The sequence below is a fragment of the Lederbergia galactosidilytica genome, from assembly GCF_017873565.1.
GTDB classification, from domain to species: Bacteria; Bacillota; Bacilli; order Bacillales; family Bacillaceae_C; genus Lederbergia; species Lederbergia galactosidilytica.
Genome location: NZ_JAGGKH010000017.1, coordinates 20,854 through 38,591, shown reverse-complemented (window position 1 = coordinate 38,591; position 17,738 = coordinate 20,854). Strand labels below are relative to the sequence as shown.

The window sequence follows — 17,738 nt, the reverse complement described above, 5'->3', positions numbered from 1 at the left end:
TCCTTACCAAAGACTATTATTAGTTGTTCTTCGTGCAATATAATTGACAATAATTAATAGAATCAATGTAACAATGGAATTGAATAATCCCACTGCTGCGGAAAAACTATATTGTCCTTCCAATAAACCAGCACGATACACGTATGTTTGAATGACATCGGAGGCTTCCATATTTAATGGATTCTGTAATAAATAAATTTTTTCAAAACCAACAGATAATAGATTGCCAACATCTAAAATTAATAAAATAACCATTACGGGGATAATAGCAGGGATATTAATATGTATAATCCGTTGAAATCTAGATGCTCCATCAACTCTAGCCGCCTCATGAAGCTCCGGATTAACCCCCGCTAATGCAGCCAAATAAATAATAGCGCTCCAACCAAGTCCCTGCCATACTCCAGATTGTACAAAGATTGTTTTAAACCAGCCTGGTTCAGCTAAAAAAGCGATTGGTTCAAAGCCTAAGAGGCTAATCCCCTTATTGATAATTCCTGTAGATGGGCTTAGGAAAGCGACAATCATCCCTGTCATTACAACAACCGATATAAAATGTGGAGCATAAGTAATCGTTTGAACACTCTTTTTAAAAAAGCTATTTCTAACTTCATTGATAGATAAAGCGACAATAATAGACACTGGAAACATAGCCAATTGATAAATATTAATAAAAAATGTATTTCTTATTAGCTCCCAAAAATTATAAGCATGAAAGAAGCGTTCAAAATGTTTAAATCCAACCCAGGAACTCCCCCAAATTCCCTTAGTAGCGACGTAATCCTTAAATGAAATAATCACTCCATACATCGGAAAGTAATTAAAGATAGCGAAAAAAATAATAGCAGGTGCGATTAATACATATAGACGCCAATGTTTTTTTAACTTTTTTCCGATTGGTGGTCTGTTATTAATTTGTGAAACATATTGCTGTTTTTCTGCCATCAATTGGCCAGATTCAATTTCTTTCAAATTTATCCACTCTCCCTTCTTGTAGCGCTCACATTTGTAAGCGATTACCAAATAACCAAATTGTATACAAAATAAACAATATACGATTTGATTATTGATTTCCGCTTTTATTTAGTATACTTTTAAAAATACTATACTCAATTCCCTATTGCAATACTTTTTTATTAAACTCCCTTAAAGATATCTCTATATGCATTGATGTTATCGTAATTAAAAAATTATTTCCCCTGCATCTGTTTCACTGTTTCTCAATATTTCTTTTTTTCTCCCCCTGTTAAAGTATACTTTTTACACCTCTAAAAAAATGAGTTATTGCTTGGGTAGATAAACAATTGTATTTTTCTAGTTTATTTACTTTTTATTAAGGTAATAGAAATGACAGTAAACTTTTTAAGGAGGCGTGTTCTGATGGATTTTTCGACAAAACAGAGTCACTCTTTCTGGACATCTACTGTTGAGGTTCCATCCTATCCTACCTTATCTGAGAGTCGTGAAACAGATGTAACCATTGTTGGAGGTGGGATCTCAGGTATTCTAACTGCCTTTTTAGCGGCAAAAGCGGGGTTATCTGTAATTTTATTAGAAGCTCGTGATCTCGTCAGTGGAACAACAGGAGGAACTTCCGCAAAATTAACGGCACAGCATCACCTTATTTATGGAGATTTATTAAATAAGTATGGAATCGAATTAGCAAAGCTCTATTATCAAGCCAATAAGGAGGGACTTCATTTTATTGAAAGTTTAGTCAAGAAATATGATATAGATTGTGATTTCGAAAAAATGGATGCCTATGTCTATGCACAAACGAAGGATGAATCAAACCAATTAGAAAAAGAAGCGGAGGCTTATATAAAGCTCTCTATTAACGGCGAGCTAAAGAAAGATTGTCCCTTTGATTGGGATATAGACTCCGCCTTGGTCATGAAAGATCAAGCCCAATTCCATCCAGTTAAATTTTCACTAGCAATGTTAAAGGAAATCAAACAATTAGGTGGCAGAATTTATCAAAACACCGTGGTAACAGAGCTAAAAAAAGAGGGAGATTGTATCCAATTAACTACGAACTCAGGCTATACAGTGACATGTAAACATACTGTATTTGCGACTTTATTTCCCACCTATGATCCTGATTCCTTTTATGCAGATCATTTACAGCCTGTTACATCACATTTACTAGCATTACGTTATCCTCAAGAATTTCCAGGTGGTATGTATATTAGTGTAGATCCTGCAGTTCGAAGCATTCGCCATACGAAAGAAAGTAATGAAGAGTATCTACTAATTGGTGGGGAAACACATAAAACCGGGGATCAACACTCGACTTTTGATCGCTATCAACAATTAGCCGAGTTTGCAGCACAAAAATTTAATGCTTCAGAAGTCTGCGCTTATTGGTCAGAACATGATTTGGTTACTGAGGATCGCATTCCTTTAATAGGAGTTCTCACTTCAGAGGAAGAAAATATTTACACGATTACAGGATTAAATAAATGGGGATTGACGAATGCAGCAGTTGGGGCAAATTTAATTTGTGACTTAATTACGAAACAGGAAAATCGTTACGAAGATGTCTTTGCGCCAAACCGAGTGCAAAAAAAGGCTGATAAGGAAAGGCAGAAACAAGCTTCCTCTTTACAATCCAAAGCAGTACATTTAAAAAATAATCAGGCCACAACGATTGAAATTGGTGACCAACAAATCGGTCTATTTAAGGATCAAAAGGGAGATATCCATTATTTAGACCTTACTTGTACCCATTTGGGATGTGGAGTACACTGGAACGATGGTGATCAAACATGGGATTGTCCTTGTCATGGCTCCATCTTCAGTCCCACAGGCAAGGTTGTAGCTGGTCCAGCACTAAAAGACTTAGATTCAGTAAATCCGCAAGATCTCTAATGAATAGATCCGACCTCTAAAAAGAGGTCGGATTCATCTACTTAGCGGGTTAATCTTTGTTCAACATCTGCAACAATTTCATCAACAGACGCACCTTCCATACTTACGAACGGAAAATCAAATTGTTCTGCATCTGCATCAATCTCATTTAGAGTTCGAACAACGGCAAGGTTAGCACCTTTTGCCTCTTCCTCATTTGTAAACATAAAGACATCATGTCCTTTTTCTTCCAAAGCTTGCTTCACATCTTCTAATGGCGTTTCTACAGCAATTTTTGCCAAATTAATTACCCTCCCTTTTTATTAAAAAATTGTCGGGAGGTATAGCTTGCCCATATAAAAGAAAATCACTCATATAATTTAAAACTGTGGTTCGTTAATGCTAGCTGGTTTTTTCCAAGCCAATGCTAAAGCCACACCGATTACTAAAATGATCGTTGAAAAGTAGAAAGGATAATCTAAATTAATATCAAAGAGCATACCACCGATAATTGGTCCAAAAATATTGCCAATACTTGTAAACATTGAATTCATTCCCCCGGCAAATCCTTGTTCTTCACCAGCAACTTTTGATAGATAAGAGGTAACAGCTGGACGCATTAAATCAAAACCAACGAAGAGAATAATGGTGACGAACAAAATGCTCATATATGTTTCCACCACTGTGATCATAAAAACTAGGAAAGCGGAAAAAATTAAACTAAACAAAATGAGACGTATTTCTCCAATATATTTCGTTAGGCGATCAAATAAGATCACTTGGGCTACTGCCCCTAAGATCGCTCCTCCTGTAATGACGATGGCTATATCTTTAGGAGTAAAGCTAAATTTATGATCGACAAATAAACTAAAAATCGATTCAAACGAAGCTAAACCAAAAGAAAAAATCATAATGATCATAAAAGGGATAAAATAGATTGGGGCAAAAACACGTTTAAACCCTGGCTTGTATTCCTGCTTTAATTCAGTTTGATTACGCACAGGTTCCCTAAGCATTAATACGGAAAAAACTGCAGCTATAAATGCGAGTACAGCGGCCGAAAAGAATGGAACTCGAGTACCAATTTCGGCAAGAAAACCACCAATCCCTGGTCCGACAATAAAGCCGGTAGAAATAGCCGCAGACATATAACCGAGCGCCTTTGATCTAGTTTCTAGTGTCGTAATATCCGCTATAAATGCTGTTACAGCAGGCATAATAAAAGCGGCACTAACTCCACCTAAAATTCGCGAAGTGAATAATAACAACAGGTCCTGTCCAAGTCCGAATAATAATTCAGAAATACTAAAAAATAGTAATCCGATCACGATCATTTTCTTCCGACCGAATTGATCCACCCATCGTCCTGCAAACGGAGACATTATCAGCTGTGAAATGGCAAAAGCGGCTACCATATATCCGACAACAGACCCAGAAATCCCAAGTTCATTCATAAGTGTTGGCATTACAGGGATTACTAGTCCAATTCCCAAAAAAGCAATAAATAAATTTATTAACAAAAGTGGTAATGTAAATTTTCTCTTTTTCATCGTTCTTTCTCCCTCATGATTAACTTCCTAAAAATACTACCTCGAAGCGCAAATAGAGTCAATTTTTAAGTTTAGATTTTCCTTGTTTTTAAAGAAAATTCTCTTTAGTTGAACTAACTTCATTACAACAACGTTATGTCGTTGCATTTGGTTTATTTTTTGCTATGGACATTCATCCTCATTTATTTCGCCATATAGTGATAGTTAAAGAAATAGGGACATATACCTACAAACGATATTATCAAATTGGTATGCGCATCGGGAAAGATTTAAAAAAATCGGTTTCTGACATTATCCTTTCTTTACAACTTGAAGAAACAACTATAGTCGGTATGCCCTAGAAGTTGAGTTTATTTTGTCTGTATGGTTCTTCGGGAAAATGATAACAGAAAAGTTGACCAAATCTAGTCAGCTCAGACTGTAGACAAACACCATGAATTTGGTGTTTGCCTACAGTCTTTTTTCTTTTAAAATAGAGAAAAAGCTAGAAAGGTTGATTTCCGCTGCGAGCGGACGCCTTCCGCGGGCACGGCTTCAGCCGCTTCCCTCGCTGCGCTCAGTCCAGGGTCTTCAGCTCGCGCTGTTCCCGCTGGAGTCGCCGCTCTCCGCTCCAATCAACGGTGTTTCCTATTAACTGAATGAGGTGATGGATATGGTGACGAAAAATCAAATGTAATGAACGCGAACAGCTGGACATGGATCACGGCAACCATGGCGTAATAGAAAACATAGGGAGAGCATTTATGGCTCTTTTTCATAGAATTATTCTGTATTAATAGCAAAAGGGTTGGAAATCATTTTGCTTTCCAACCCTTTTGTCTACACTCTTCCAGCTGACCAAATCTGGTCAGCTGGAAGAGTATATTAAACTTTTACAAGTTATGAAGAAGCTAGGAAAATGGGTAACATCAAAGTAAAGTTCCCCAGCAAAGCGATTTGTCGACTTATGGCCAAACTGGCATTCATAAAAGCAAATTCCTCTATTCAAAAACTTGTGCAAAATTATAAGGAAAATAGGGGTTGTCCACTCAGTTTCCAACAACAAAAAGCGCAAAAATAAATGAATCTTTCACGTGGGATTCACATCAGTACAAGCCTAAAAACGATCAAAAGCTTTATTCATATCGCCTTGTCATTAGGCTTATTAACACCCGCGGACAAGGAGATTATTCCATTGGCATTATCCAAAAGAAAGATCACTTCCATTACCAAAAATGCTCTAATAAATTTCGATAGACAGTATCTGGATTTTCTTGGGCTCTATAGACAAAATGTAAAGTGATTCGATTTACTTCCTCAAAACATTGAGCTAACGTTTGTTGCGATTGAACAAAAAACTTTGCTTTTTCCCATTGTTGAGCCACTACAGCTAGCGGTAAATCATTGTCCGTTCGATATAAGATCCTAGTTGCTTCTCCCCCATAAATGGATGGTAAATACCGGATTTCTTTCATTTTGTTCCATAAATGGTCTAGCTGTTTATAGGAGGGGATTATGATCTTTTGATCATGTGGTGCATATACATCATCTCCCATCGCTACACTATTTCTAGTTAACTCAATGATCATGCTCTCTCCCCCTTACAAGTCATCAAAAATTTATTCAGCTCTTCCATTCAAAAAGAAATCATAAAATGGTTCTTTCTCCAATTCTTTTAATTCCAATTCAAGGTCAAACCATTCGCGTTCCTTATTGCTCATTTTTTGGACAATGAAGGGTGTATGCTCTTCATTAGCAATGGCTTTCAGTCGGTTTGCCCTCTCCAAAGTATCTTTAGATAGACTCCGAAACGAATAAGTGGTGTTCTCCCCATTTTTATTCATAAAAACCATCTTCCACGTAAACACAGTTTCATCTGTTGGATCACCAAGACTGCCATGATATACATTCGGCTTTATGTATATTTCTTTGATTTGATCAAAAGACTGAACAGTTTGCTTTCCCGCCCAATTTTGGGAAATTAATCCTAACTCTTCGTGTACCCCCCGATAATCAAGCCATGTATAATAGCGAAATCCACCATAAAGAAGAAGCGTCACAACAATTATTAGACTCATTAATCGCTTTCTCTTTAGCTCAGGGCTAAAAAGGCGAATCGGTACTAAAAGAAGCAATGCCATCAAAAATAATAACGATAAACTACCTATTTCATTGGAACTTGGTTCATAAAATATATACTTTCCATCATCAATTGCTTGCCATTTTAGAATCTCATAGTGTTCATACGTATAGAAAATAAGTGGGAGAATAATTAAGCAAAAGACAAAGATCGTGAGCCAACGCACCCCATTGCGTTTCAATTCCTCTTTAGATGTACGGACCAGATGACCAATAAAATAAAGTGGTAAACAAATGACAATTAAACCAACGATTGAAGCAATCGGTGAATTCTTAATGTCTGCTAAACAGCCAATCGCAATAAGAAAACTAAAAATAATTATGATAATACCAATAATTTTCCTCATCTCGTCTCCCCCCCCTGTAAAAGAGCTTACGATTTATAGCTAGAAAAGGTTTCAATTCTTGAGCATATAAAAAGAGCCGCAAGAATGCGGCCCATTTTAATGCTCATGATGTTTGTTTTTCTATATTTCGTCTTCTTCGTCTATATGCTTTTTTACTTTTTCATGGATTTGTTTTTCTACCTTTTCCACTTTGTCATTCGCCAATTTTCGCCTTGGTTTAGGGTGAAACCATTCCAACTTTCCATTACGTATCATCCCTTTAAATTGTTCCCCTTCAATATCTAACTTAAATTGATGGACCTGATGAACTTGGTCTGGAAACATCGGTTCAACTTCAAGATTATCTAAATCTTCATCCGCATCCATCACATCGTTCTCTGTTAATAGGCTTCGCACTTCTGACTCAATCCATTGTAACTGATCTTCCTTCAGGTCCTGCTTCGGATGAGGATGAAGCCATTGAATTTCTCCTTCATGGAAATTCCCTTTATATTCCTTTCCATCTATAGAAAAACTGAAACGATAGCGTTCATATGTCCGTTCTTCATAAACGGTCTCAACTTTGAAATCATCCATTCTTCCATACACCTCTCAATAGGGTTCTCATAATTCTATATAGACTTTAGGTTATTTTTCCAAAAATAAAGTTTCCTATTCTCTTTCGTAGAAAGTATACAGAAGATGGTGAACGGAAACAAGCATTCAAGCTTTTTTAGTCCAAGAGGCAAAGGGAATCCCTTCTACACCCTATAAAAGTTCTTGTTTATCATTAAATTGAATAATCCGATCACAAACCCTTTTTAATAAGTATAGATCATGACTAATCGCAAGTATTCCGATACCACGTTGCCGTGTGATTTCTAAAACTGTTTGCCAAATTTGTGCTTGGGTTACAGCATCCAGCATCGTTGTGATTTCATCGGCAATTAAATACTTTGTTGTAGGCTTAAATGCACGAGCCAAACAAAAACGTTGTAATTCTCCGCCAGATATTTCACTTGGAAAACGAGATAACCACTCTTCTTGAATACCAAAAGCTTTTAGAAGGGAATCTTCTGGAATACCACCTTCTGAAAGGATTTTCCCCATTCTCCATCTTGGATTTACAGCTTTTTCTGGGTGTTGCAAGATTAATTGAACGGGGTGTACTCCTTTAATGGGATATTGCTCATTCTCTACCATTATATTACCCCGATTTGGTTTCAAAAAACCTGCCATTATTCTTGCTAATGTCGATTTCCCCGCTCCACTCTCTCCATATAAGCCGACCACCTCACCAGGATGAATAGAAAGATCAAGCTTATGAAACAACCAGTTTTTGTTTGGATAATGATAACCTAGTCCATTCGCTTTAAGCATGGAAGCATCTCACCATCCCTTGATTCAAAGAACGATTTAATGGTTGCTTTTGTTTACATATTGAGGTCGCTTTTAGACATCTTGGCGCAAAAGCACAACCATTTAAAACAGTGATAGGTGCTGGTTGGGAGCCTGGCAATGGCTTAAACTCGTTCTGTGGAAGGGAATTCCATAATGCCTTTGTATAAGGATGTCGCAATTGTTCACCTTTCCCATAAAAATCTTCGGTATTAGCTATTTCAACCGTTTGCCCTGCATAAAAAACAGCTATTCTATCAGCTATTGCTAAGGCAGCCATAATATCATGGGTAATAAACATAACTCCTTTTCCCTCATTAGCTAACTGTTTGATATATTGAATGGTTTCGTTACGAGAGTGTTCATCCAATCCGGGAGTTGGTTCATCTGCAATAATCAGTTTTGCCTGACTTGCTATAGCTGTAGTGACTAACACTCTTCTTGCCATACCTCCCGATAACTCAAACGGATATCGCTCCCCTGCTTCACTTGCTAATCCAACCTTGTGGAAAATTCCCTCTTGAATCTTTTTCTTATTTTTCCCTTTTATCATCGTTTGCACCTGTTTGCCCGCTTTCATTAATGGATCAAGAGCATTCGTTGATTGTGGTATAAGGGCTATTTCCTTCCCCCTTAGTTCTTCTTGCCTTTTAGGTGTCAAGGCTTCTCCCTCAAATAAAATCTCCCCATCTGTTTCTGCATTTTCAGGTAATATTCCTAAAATTGCATTAGCTAATAAGCTTTTTCCAGATCCACTCGCTCCAACAATCGCCACGATTTCTCCTTTTTGAATCGTTAAATTAAACCCACTGATCGCTTGAATCTTTGATTCCTGCCAGCCTTTTTCATATTGACGAAAGACAAGTGAAAACTGCTTCACTGCAAATAGAGACGGCTCTGTTCCGATCTTTGATTGTTTTTCTAAAGTCACTTTCTCACCTCTCCTTAAAAACCATTGCTATGGAAAGGATTATTCCATTTCCGAATATTTCTACCGATCACATCAAAAAGTCCAACCATTATTAATAAAGAGATCCCTGGAAAAAAGGCTAACCACCACATACCTGTCGAAAGGTACCCCATAGATTCTGATAAGATAATACCAATAGCTGGTGTTTCAGAAGATAATCCAAAACCCAAAAACGTAATTGCAGCTTCGTGTAAAATTGCGTGAGGGAATAATAAAACAAAGCCGACAAAAAGCTGTGGCAGTATATGTGGCAGTATATGATGGATAGCGATCCATAATCGCGATTGGCCCAATTTTAAAGAAACAGCTACATAATCTGTAGCTTTAATTTGCATGACCTCTGCTCTTAACACTCTTGTTAAACTAGGCCAATGGGTGAGTGCTAATCCAAGAACCACGCCTTTAAATCCGCCTCCCATTGCAAAGGAAATCAAGATCAAAGTGACAATATGCGGTACACTTAGAAATAGATCAATGAACCATGACACTACCGCATCCACTCTTCGATCAATTGAAGCAAGCAAACTAAATATTAAGGCAATCAGAGTACTGACAAATGCAGCCAACAGTCCTACACCAAAACTTAAAGACAGTCCCTTTAACGTCCTAGCAAACATATCTCTTCCTAACCAATCAGTTCCAAAAAGATCCCCCCACGAAGGTGGCTTATTCTTTAAAGTTAGATTTACCCCTAGTTTGCTAGATTCAATGAAAAAGCTACTTATCACTATGCCTACCAGGAAGATAGTTGCGATACAGATTGTAAGAACGATCCTTCTTCTTATATTTTTTGTTTTCGAGATGAAAATACGCGCATTCACCATCCTCCCCTCCTTCTTAACCGGGGATCAATGAATCGGTACAATAAATCTGCCAGTAAATTGCCAGTGAAAACAAAAAGTGTACTAAACATGACAATTCCTAAAAGCAGTGGAACATCTCCCCCTAAGCCAGCTTGGACAATTGCCTGGCCGAGCCCCGGAAATGAAAAAACTTGTTCCGCTAAAATAGCTCCACCAAAAAGTTCGCCAAAGGAGGCAAAATGCAAGGAGACCGCTGGAAGTGAAATATTGCGCAAGCCATGTCTATAAAGTAAATGGAAACCTCGTTCACCTTTTGCTTTGGCAAAACGGATGAACTCACTATGCAAAACTTCGACTAATTTTTGCCTTGTATGCAAAGCTACATTTGCTACCCCTAAAATACTCAAGGTTAAAGCCGGTAAAAATAAATGTCGTAACCGTTCAACCAAAGATACATTTTCCGCTAAAACCCCAGCAGGAGATGCAAGCCCAACTGGAAACCAACCTAACCATACTGAGAATACAATTAAAAGTAATAATCCTAACCAAAAAGCAGGAGTAGAAGCCAGTAGGAAACAATATCCTTTAATCAATCGATCCCAAATCGTCCCCTCTCGCATCCCCGCTATAATGCCCAAAATAAAACCAATAATGCCTGACAAAATCCAAGCGACTCCCATTAAGGCCAAAGAAGCAACGAAGCGTTCGGCAATAACGCTTAAGACCGGGGCACGATATATTAAGGAGGTACCGAGATTGCCATGTAAAACAGCTTTCGTCCAACTAAGAAATTGCTCGGTTCGCGAATTATTTAATCCCCAATACGCTGCAATATTTTCTCTTTGCTCAGGGCTGACACGGATCATATCGGCCCCAACATATGTCTGTACTGGATCAATAGGTGAATAACTAACAAGGAGAAATGATAATGAACAAGTTGCTATTAACAAGGTTATTAATTTAATAATATGACGAAGGCTAAACATAACTACTTGTTTAATAAGTCATTCCTCCTATTTTCTTTATGTGCATGTAAAAAAGTAATGTTCCATAACCCTTTTTAAACATCCTCTTCATCTTTCCAATACCATTCTTCAATAAAGTCGGTCACTGGCCATCCATGACCATGTGGCTGTATTTTTTGCTCTCCAATTTCTAATCCATTGCGAACAAAATATAAATGTTTAAGATTGACTAACCACACCCAAGGGGCATCTCCTTCAACAGAGAATCCTGTTTTTCCATCCCATTGAGCTTTTTGCCAGAATGCCTTTGCCTCATCTTGGTCATTCGCTTTTATCGCCTTATTTAAATATTCATCCACAACTGGATTCTTGTAATAATTGGCATTATAAAAACCTTCGCCCCTTGTATCACCGCTATATATATAATACATTTCTAATGGATCATGACTTCCCCATCCCATCATCACGGGATTGGCATGCATAAGTCTTTCTAAGTCATTCCAACTCTTATCTTCTGTTTTAATTGAAATTCCCAATGGACGCACCATATCAGCAAATGCTAATGACAAAGATTGCCGCATTTGATCTCCGGCAGGGTAAAGTAAGGTAAGTTCCGCCTTCAAACCATTTTTTTCCCTAATACCTTCTTTCCCTATCTTCCAACCAGCTTTTTCTAACATCTCTTTCGCAGCATCCATCCTACCATCTTCAAACACTGTATCAGGGTTCCACCATGGTAATTGATCGGCAACAGAATAAGCAGGCGTTCCATATCCTTCTAAAATGCCATCGACTAATTCTTGCCGATCCACGGCAATATTTAGCGCTTTTCTAATTGCCTGGTCGGCAGTCACATTATTTCCAATTAATGTACCATCCTCTAATTTCCTTTCATGTACATACGGAAGCATGATCCCGCGATTATCAGCGCTCTCTAATTCCACCAAATGCATTCCCGTAATATCTTCTTTGGCAAATACTGATGTAACAGCTGCGACATCTACTTCACCTGCTTTAGCAGCAGCAAATGCAGCATCTTCTGATAAAAAGACAAAGTTAAGTTTTTTAAAGAATGGCTGTTTGCCATAATAGTATGGATTTGCTTGGACAATTAGTTGCTCCCCTTTATTCCATTGAACTAATTCAAATGGTCCTGAGCCAATTGGATTTTCATTATATGAATCTGTGTAAGCATGTTCAGGTACAATTCCCATGGAAGCTAATAAATAGATAAAAGTAGATTGAGGGTGTTTTAGCGTAAATCTAATCGATTGATCATCTAAAGCTTCAACTTTTTCTAGATTTGTCAGGTCAATAATCGAGGCACTTGATTTCGCAGTGTTAAATGTAAAGACAACATCTTTGGCTGTTAATGGTTCTCCATCAGAGAACTTCACATCATTACGAATATTTACCTTCCATTCTAATCCATCTTCGCTAACTTCATATCTCACAGCTAAATCATTCCGAATTTCAAAATCTTGATCAAAAGTGAGCAATGTGCTCTGAAAAAGTGGGGAACCATAACGGCCCCAACCTGTTGTTGGATCGAACCCTTCATCAGGTTCTCCACCAATGGCTAAAGTTAATTCATCCTTTACATCCTGACCAGTTGATTTTTCTTGAGCCGAACTTGGTTCAGCCGAGTGACCACAAGCCGTTAATAGAATAAGAAAAAAGCACAATGATAAAAACTTTATTACTACAATCTTTCTCATCTAGTCCCCTCCCTATAAAGATATATATTTTTATTAAAGTAGTAGTACGCTAGTTTCTTCAAATTAGCACGTAATGAGTCAATCAATGAAAACTATAAATAATTATCTTGTTGCTGTCTCTAGTGCTGCATTAAATAAACCTGAACCTACGAAGGGAATTTCCTCCCTTCTTCAGCTCAGGATTATTTGCCACCCTTCCTCTTTCTGCTATCTTCTATATTTCAATTTAGTATTTTCTTAGGAAACTTGGTTTGGTTTGAAACCATTCCATACTGATTGTATGATGACATGCTGTAAAAATACGTTCAATTAATTGGGTAGAGTTGGCCATTATCCGAATGGACAATCCTTCTGTAGCAAGTCGCGAAATGCCAATTTTAAAATTCCCCTCCATTTGTTCGAGCGTATTATATAAAGTTTCTATGAAAGCATCATTCACTTTCTCACTTATGGCAATTAAGGAACCTAAATGTGTGTAGCCTTCCATATGTCCCAGCCCATTCATCGCCTTATTTCTCGGAGATAGGTGAAGGTGATCAAAAACGACAATCTCATCATTTAGATATATTTCATTGATCAGACGAAGTGATTCGTAGCTAAAGTGTTTTCCTTCTGGTGACCAGCCTGGCGTTAATATATCCGTATATAAAAATTCGGCTCCTTTTTCCATACGCACAATATTTTTCTGTACATAGCAAGCATCTTTATAAGCGATTAACGGGTCAGGCAAATACTCTAGATAACTACCTTGTTTAAGATGAATTTCTGTTTCTTGATAAGCATGTTTACTCGGTGTTTTATATATTTTGGTAGCAGATTGAGTCGTAAGAGTGGCTTTCGCTTCCTCTTGAACCGATACCTCCATTCGATAAGTATCCCCATTTAAATAACCGCCACCTGGATTTAAAATATAGTAACATGGGTGCTTAGATTGTTGATGATAGACGGGACGCATAATTTTAAACGCCCCTTGAAAATACAAGTTTTTTGTAACGGATTTTCCTTGACGATTTTCCACATCAAGCTGAAGGATTCCCGTCCAATCAGCCATTTTGTTCTAAGTCCTTTAATAGAACATCTTTTTTTATCCAGTCTATCACTTGATCAAGACCCTGATTGTCTTTTAAGTTTGTGAATACAAATGGTTTATCCCCACGAAATACTTTTGTATCAGATTCCATTACTTCAAGACTCGCTCCTACATAAGGGGCTAAATCTGTCTTATTTATAATGAACAGATCCGACTTGATCATTCCCTGTCCACCTTTGCGGGGAATTTTCTCCCCCTGGGCCACATCAATAATATAGATAGAGAAATCCACCAACTCAGGACTGAAGGTAGCCGCTAAATTATCTCCACCACTTTCAACAAAAATAAGTTCAACATCAGGATGTTTCTCTTCTAATTCCTCAATTGCAGCAAAGTTCATTGAAGCATCTTCTCGAATCGCCGTATGCGGGCAACCGCCTGTTTCCACTCCAATAATTCGATCTTCTGGTAAAATGCCATTTTTAACTAAAAACTTAGCATCTTCCTTTGTATAAATATCGTTTGTAATGACTGCCATACTAATTTCATCATGTAAATGGCGAGTTAATTTTTCAACTAACATTGTTTTTCCTGCACCAACAGGTCCACCTATCCCAATTTTAATTGTGTTCATCTATTACACATCCTTTTTCTATTTAAAATTTTCTTTGCATGTTCAAAATGAAGGATAAAAAGCCTCAAGTCGGCTCAAGGTACGCCCAATACGTCGAAAGCTTGGGAACGACTTACGCATCGTAGCGACAAGTTATGTTCGTACTTAGGCGAAGATTTATACCCACAGTGTCCCTTTATCAGACTTTTGAACATTCCCTATGACATAAAGATTCTAATATTCACTCTTTCATGTTGCATTTGCGATAATTCTAATCCAGGGGAGACAACCCCAAAATCTTCTTCTCTTAGATTGTGGATCACCCTTACTGCTTCGGTTAACTCTGTTTGAAAGTTGTAAATAATTTTTTGTCCGGTTGTTTGTCCGAGCGGGATGGCTCGGACTGCATTTTGAACAAGACTGGCGATAGTAGAATACAAATAATATAAAAGAATAGTGTCCTTATCTACGCGTAAGAAATGGCCTACCATGATAAATACAAGGGCAGGATGGCCATATGATTGTTTCTTTTTAATTCGATCTAGATAGATCGCCAAAATTGGTGCTTCATACAAAGTTTCAGTGATTTTTAATAATCTTTCCCCAATACGTTGGGTGCCTTCCCGCGTTTCCCTAGCAAGGTTTTGCACAGTTAGTAAACGATCAAATTTCCATACCGTTTCTAAATCATCTTGCTCCAAAGCATCATATACAAGGGCAGCAGCGAGTCCATCGGAATAAACAAGCTGTTCATGTAAATAGACTTGAAGCCATTCAGAAAAGGTATCTGCATTATGAACAGTCCCTTTTTGAATATAACTCTCAAGGCCAAATGAATGGCTGAAAGCCCCTGTAGGGAAATTTGAATCACATAATTGAAACAATGTTAAGGCGTTATTCATGACTATGCCCAATATGGCGAAATGCCTGTTTTACTTTTCTTTCTTCACGCGTAAAAGGTATCCTTAATTCTTCTAATAATTCTTCTACAAGATAATCGTATTGGACAAGCATTTCATCGCCTTCAAACTGTGCGGGGAGATGACGATTACCTAATTGATGAGCAATATTTCCCATTTCATTAATGGAGCGGGGACGAATAATTAATAAATCATCAGAAAGAACATCGATGACAATCATATTTTGATCATCCATATACAACACATCCCCAGCTTCCAAATCACGTGGTTCAGTTAAACGAATTCCCAATTCTCGACCATGGTCTGTTTTGACCCGCTGAATTCTTTTCACTAAATGGGCGCTTTCTAAATACACCTTTTCCATATGACGTCGTTTAATTTCATCCTGTCCTAAAGCATCAAGATTTGTTATCACTTTTTCAATGATCATTTTTTCACCTCAAAATAAGAAATAACGTTGACCCATTGGTACTTCATCAACAGGATCACATGTAATAAGCTCTCCGTTTATTTTTACTTCATATGTTTGCGGATCGACCTCAATTTCAGGTGTCTCCGTATTTAATTTCATATCTTTTTTCGTTAAGGTCCGAATTCCTCGTACAGGTAGGATGATCTTCTCTAAACCTAGTTTTTCATGAACTTTATCGTCATAAGCCGCTTGTGAAATAAAAGTAATCGAGCTACTAGGAAGGGCTTTTCCTACAGAAGCATACATGGGACGATAAATCATCGGCTGTGGTGTAGGGATGGAGGCATTTGCATCTCCCATTAAGCTTTGGACAGCTAGACCATTTTTTAAGATCATTTCTGGCTTTGCTCCGAAAAATTTAGGATCCCATAGAACGAGATCAGCAATTTTTCCAACCTCAATTGAGCCAACATACTCAGAAATCCCATGAGTTATCGCTGGATTAATCGTATATTTAGCAATATATCGTTTAGCCCGATTATTATCTGCGTACTCCTTATCCCCTTTCATAATACCTAATTGCTTTTTCATTTTATCTGCTGTTTGCCAAGTTCTAAGGGCTACTTCTCCCACGCGTCCCATTGCTTGGGCATCTGAACTTGTCATACTAAAGACACCCATATCTTGCAATATATCCTCTGCCGCGATCGTTTCTCTCCGAATTCTTGAATCAGCAAAAGCAATATCTTCAGGAACAGACGGATTTAAGTGGTGACAAACCATTAACATATCTAGATGTTCATCAATCGTATTGACTGTATAAGGCATAGTTGGATTGGTAGAGGATGGCAATACATTCATCATCCCGGCTGATTTGATTAAGTCAGGAGCATGCCCTCCGCCAGCTCCTTCCGTATGATACATATGGATTACACGATCTTTCACAGCTTTCATCGTGTTTTCCATAAATCCTCCTTCATTCAATGTATCTGCATGAAGAGCAACCTGAACATCATATTTATCAGCCACGCGAAGGGAATAATCTAATGAGGAAGTCGTGGCCCCCCAGTCTTCATGTACCTTCAATCCAATTGCCCCAGCACGTACTTGTTCGGCTAACGGCTCTTCTGTCGCAGCATGTCCTTTTCCGGTTAGACCTACATTAATAGGGAGACCTTCAATCGCTTTAAGCATTCGATGAATATTCCATTCTCCAGGAGAAACAGTTGTAGCCCTAGATCCAGCTCCCGGGCCTGTTCCCCCACCGATTAACGTAGTTGTACCGGCCGTTAAAGCAACCTCTACTTGAGCAGGGTTAATAAAATGGACATGGGTATCAATCCCACCTGCTGTCACAATTTTTCCTTCTCCAGCGATTACCTCAGTAGATGCACCAATGACAATATCGACATTATCCATAATTAACGGGTTTCCACTTTTCCCAATTCCAGAAATCTTCCCATCACGGATCCCAATATCGGCTTTATAAATACCGGTATAATCCAAAACAATGACATTTGTAATAATCGTATCAGGTACTCCATCTCCACGTGTGGCTAACGGATGTTGTCCCATGCCATCCCGAATGACCTTCCCTCCACCAAATACAACTTCTTCTCCGTAGGTAGTAAAGTCTTTCTCGATTTGAATAAATAAATTAGTATCCGCCAAGCGAATGGAATCACCAGTCGTTGGGCCATACATCTGCGCATATTGTTCTCTAGACATTTTAAAACTCATTACGCTTCCCCACTTTCTAATGGACCGTCCACTTTATTATTAAAGCCAAATACTTTTCTCTCTCCAGCATAATCAATTAATTCTACTTCTTTTTCATCACCTGGTTCGAATCGTACTGCAGCACCTGCTGGAATGTTCAGTCGCTTCCCGTATGCCTCTTTACGGTTAAATTTCATCGCCTCATTTACCTCATAAAAATGAAAATGTGAACCGATTTGTACGGGGCGATCTCCCGTATTAATAACCGTAACCTTTGAGCTTTCTCGCCCAGCATTACAGATGATTTCTTCTTCTTTTAAAATATATTCTCCTGGAATCATCGATT

Annotated in this window: 18 protein-coding genes; 1 reads left to right on the top strand and 17 read right to left on the bottom strand. The window is 38.0% G+C overall.

The window, feature by feature from the left end; all coding sequences use genetic code 11:
* Positions 1-3 precede the first annotated feature (3 nt).
* Positions 4-945 (bottom strand): ABC transporter permease, encoded by a 942-nt coding sequence (locus J2Z23_RS16660; protein WP_057987347.1) that lies wholly within the window; start codon positions 943-945, stop codon positions 4-6.
* Between the two features lie 435 nt (positions 946-1,380).
* On the opposite strand from J2Z23_RS16660, the gene J2Z23_RS16655 reads away from it, so the two are divergent.
* Positions 1,381-2,871 carry an FAD-dependent oxidoreductase gene (locus tag J2Z23_RS16655; protein WP_209974616.1) on the top strand — a complete coding sequence of 497 codons (1,491 nt, stop codon included), beginning with the start codon at positions 1,381-1,383 and terminating at the stop codon, positions 2,869-2,871.
* A gap of 41 nt (positions 2,872-2,912) precedes the next feature.
* On the opposite strand, the gene J2Z23_RS16650 is transcribed toward J2Z23_RS16655, so the two are convergent.
* The 16 genes from J2Z23_RS16650 to J2Z23_RS16575 form a co-directional block, all read right to left on the bottom strand.
* Complete coding sequence (locus tag J2Z23_RS16650; protein WP_057987072.1) at positions 2,913-3,152, bottom strand: YkuS family protein; 240 nt, start codon at positions 3,150-3,152, stop codon at positions 2,913-2,915.
* A gap of 78 nt (positions 3,153-3,230) precedes the next feature.
* Positions 3,231-4,400 (bottom strand): MFS transporter, encoded by a 1,170-nt coding sequence (locus J2Z23_RS16645; RefSeq protein ID WP_057987070.1) that lies wholly within the window; start codon positions 4,398-4,400, stop codon positions 3,231-3,233.
* Between the two features lie 1,205 nt (positions 4,401-5,605).
* Positions 5,606-5,968 carry a hypothetical protein gene (locus J2Z23_RS16640; RefSeq protein ID WP_057987068.1) on the bottom strand — a complete coding sequence of 121 codons (363 nt, stop codon included), beginning with the start codon at positions 5,966-5,968 and terminating at the stop codon, positions 5,606-5,608.
* Positions 5,969-5,998: 30 nt separating this feature from the next.
* The gene (locus J2Z23_RS16635) at positions 5,999-6,865 is read right to left on the bottom strand and encodes a hypothetical protein (RefSeq protein WP_057987066.1); all 867 of its coding nucleotides are present in this window, start codon (positions 6,863-6,865) and stop codon (positions 5,999-6,001) included.
* 120 nt (positions 6,866-6,985) lie between these two features.
* A complete protein-coding gene (locus tag J2Z23_RS16630) occupies positions 6,986-7,441 on the bottom strand; it encodes a hypothetical protein (RefSeq protein WP_057987064.1) in 456 nt (151 codons plus the stop codon).
* A gap of 171 nt (positions 7,442-7,612) precedes the next feature.
* Complete coding sequence (locus J2Z23_RS16625) at positions 7,613-8,224, bottom strand: ABC transporter ATP-binding protein (RefSeq protein WP_057987062.1); 612 nt, start codon at positions 8,222-8,224, stop codon at positions 7,613-7,615.
* Positions 8,217-9,173 (bottom strand): ABC transporter ATP-binding protein, encoded by a 957-nt coding sequence (locus tag J2Z23_RS16620; protein ID WP_082881257.1) that lies wholly within the window; start codon positions 9,171-9,173, stop codon positions 8,217-8,219. The genes J2Z23_RS16625 and J2Z23_RS16620 overlap by 8 nt, the downstream gene beginning before the upstream one ends.
* A gap of 14 nt (positions 9,174-9,187) precedes the next feature.
* Positions 9,188-10,033: an ABC transporter permease gene (locus J2Z23_RS16615; RefSeq protein ID WP_246516953.1), complete on the bottom strand. Its 846-nt coding sequence runs from the start codon at positions 10,031-10,033 to the stop codon at positions 9,188-9,190.
* Positions 10,030-11,001: an ABC transporter permease gene (locus J2Z23_RS16610; RefSeq protein WP_064467848.1), complete on the bottom strand. Its 972-nt coding sequence runs from the start codon at positions 10,999-11,001 to the stop codon at positions 10,030-10,032. Before J2Z23_RS16610 ends, J2Z23_RS16615 begins: the two co-directional genes overlap by 4 nt.
* Positions 11,002-11,075: 74 nt before the next feature.
* Positions 11,076-12,698 carry an ABC transporter substrate-binding protein gene (locus tag J2Z23_RS16605; protein ID WP_209974613.1) on the bottom strand — a complete coding sequence of 541 codons (1,623 nt, stop codon included), beginning with the start codon at positions 12,696-12,698 and terminating at the stop codon, positions 11,076-11,078.
* Positions 12,699-12,924: 226 nt separating this feature from the next.
* A complete protein-coding gene (locus tag J2Z23_RS16600; protein WP_057993862.1) occupies positions 12,925-13,749 on the bottom strand; it encodes an urease accessory protein UreD in 825 nt (274 codons plus the stop codon).
* Positions 13,742-14,362 carry an urease accessory protein UreG gene (ureG, locus tag J2Z23_RS16595; RefSeq protein WP_057987051.1) on the bottom strand — a complete coding sequence of 207 codons (621 nt, stop codon included), beginning with the start codon at positions 14,360-14,362 and terminating at the stop codon, positions 13,742-13,744. The genes J2Z23_RS16600 and ureG overlap by 8 nt, the downstream gene beginning before the upstream one ends.
* A gap of 197 nt (positions 14,363-14,559) precedes the next feature.
* Entirely contained in the window at positions 14,560-15,249 is a 690-nt protein-coding gene (locus J2Z23_RS16590; RefSeq protein ID WP_082881266.1) for an urease accessory UreF family protein, read from the bottom strand.
* Positions 15,236-15,691 (bottom strand): urease accessory protein UreE, encoded by a 456-nt coding sequence (gene ureE / locus J2Z23_RS16585; RefSeq protein ID WP_057987048.1) that lies wholly within the window; start codon positions 15,689-15,691, stop codon positions 15,236-15,238. Before ureE ends, J2Z23_RS16590 begins: the two co-directional genes overlap by 14 nt.
* A gap of 9 nt (positions 15,692-15,700) precedes the next feature.
* Entirely contained in the window at positions 15,701-17,413 is a 1,713-nt protein-coding gene (gene ureC / locus J2Z23_RS16580) for an urease subunit alpha (RefSeq protein WP_057987045.1), read from the bottom strand.
* Positions 17,413-17,733 (bottom strand): urease subunit beta, encoded by a 321-nt coding sequence (locus tag J2Z23_RS16575; RefSeq protein WP_057987042.1) that lies wholly within the window; start codon positions 17,731-17,733, stop codon positions 17,413-17,415. Before J2Z23_RS16575 ends, ureC begins: the two co-directional genes overlap by 1 nt.
* Between the last annotated feature and the right edge of the window lie 5 nt (positions 17,734-17,738).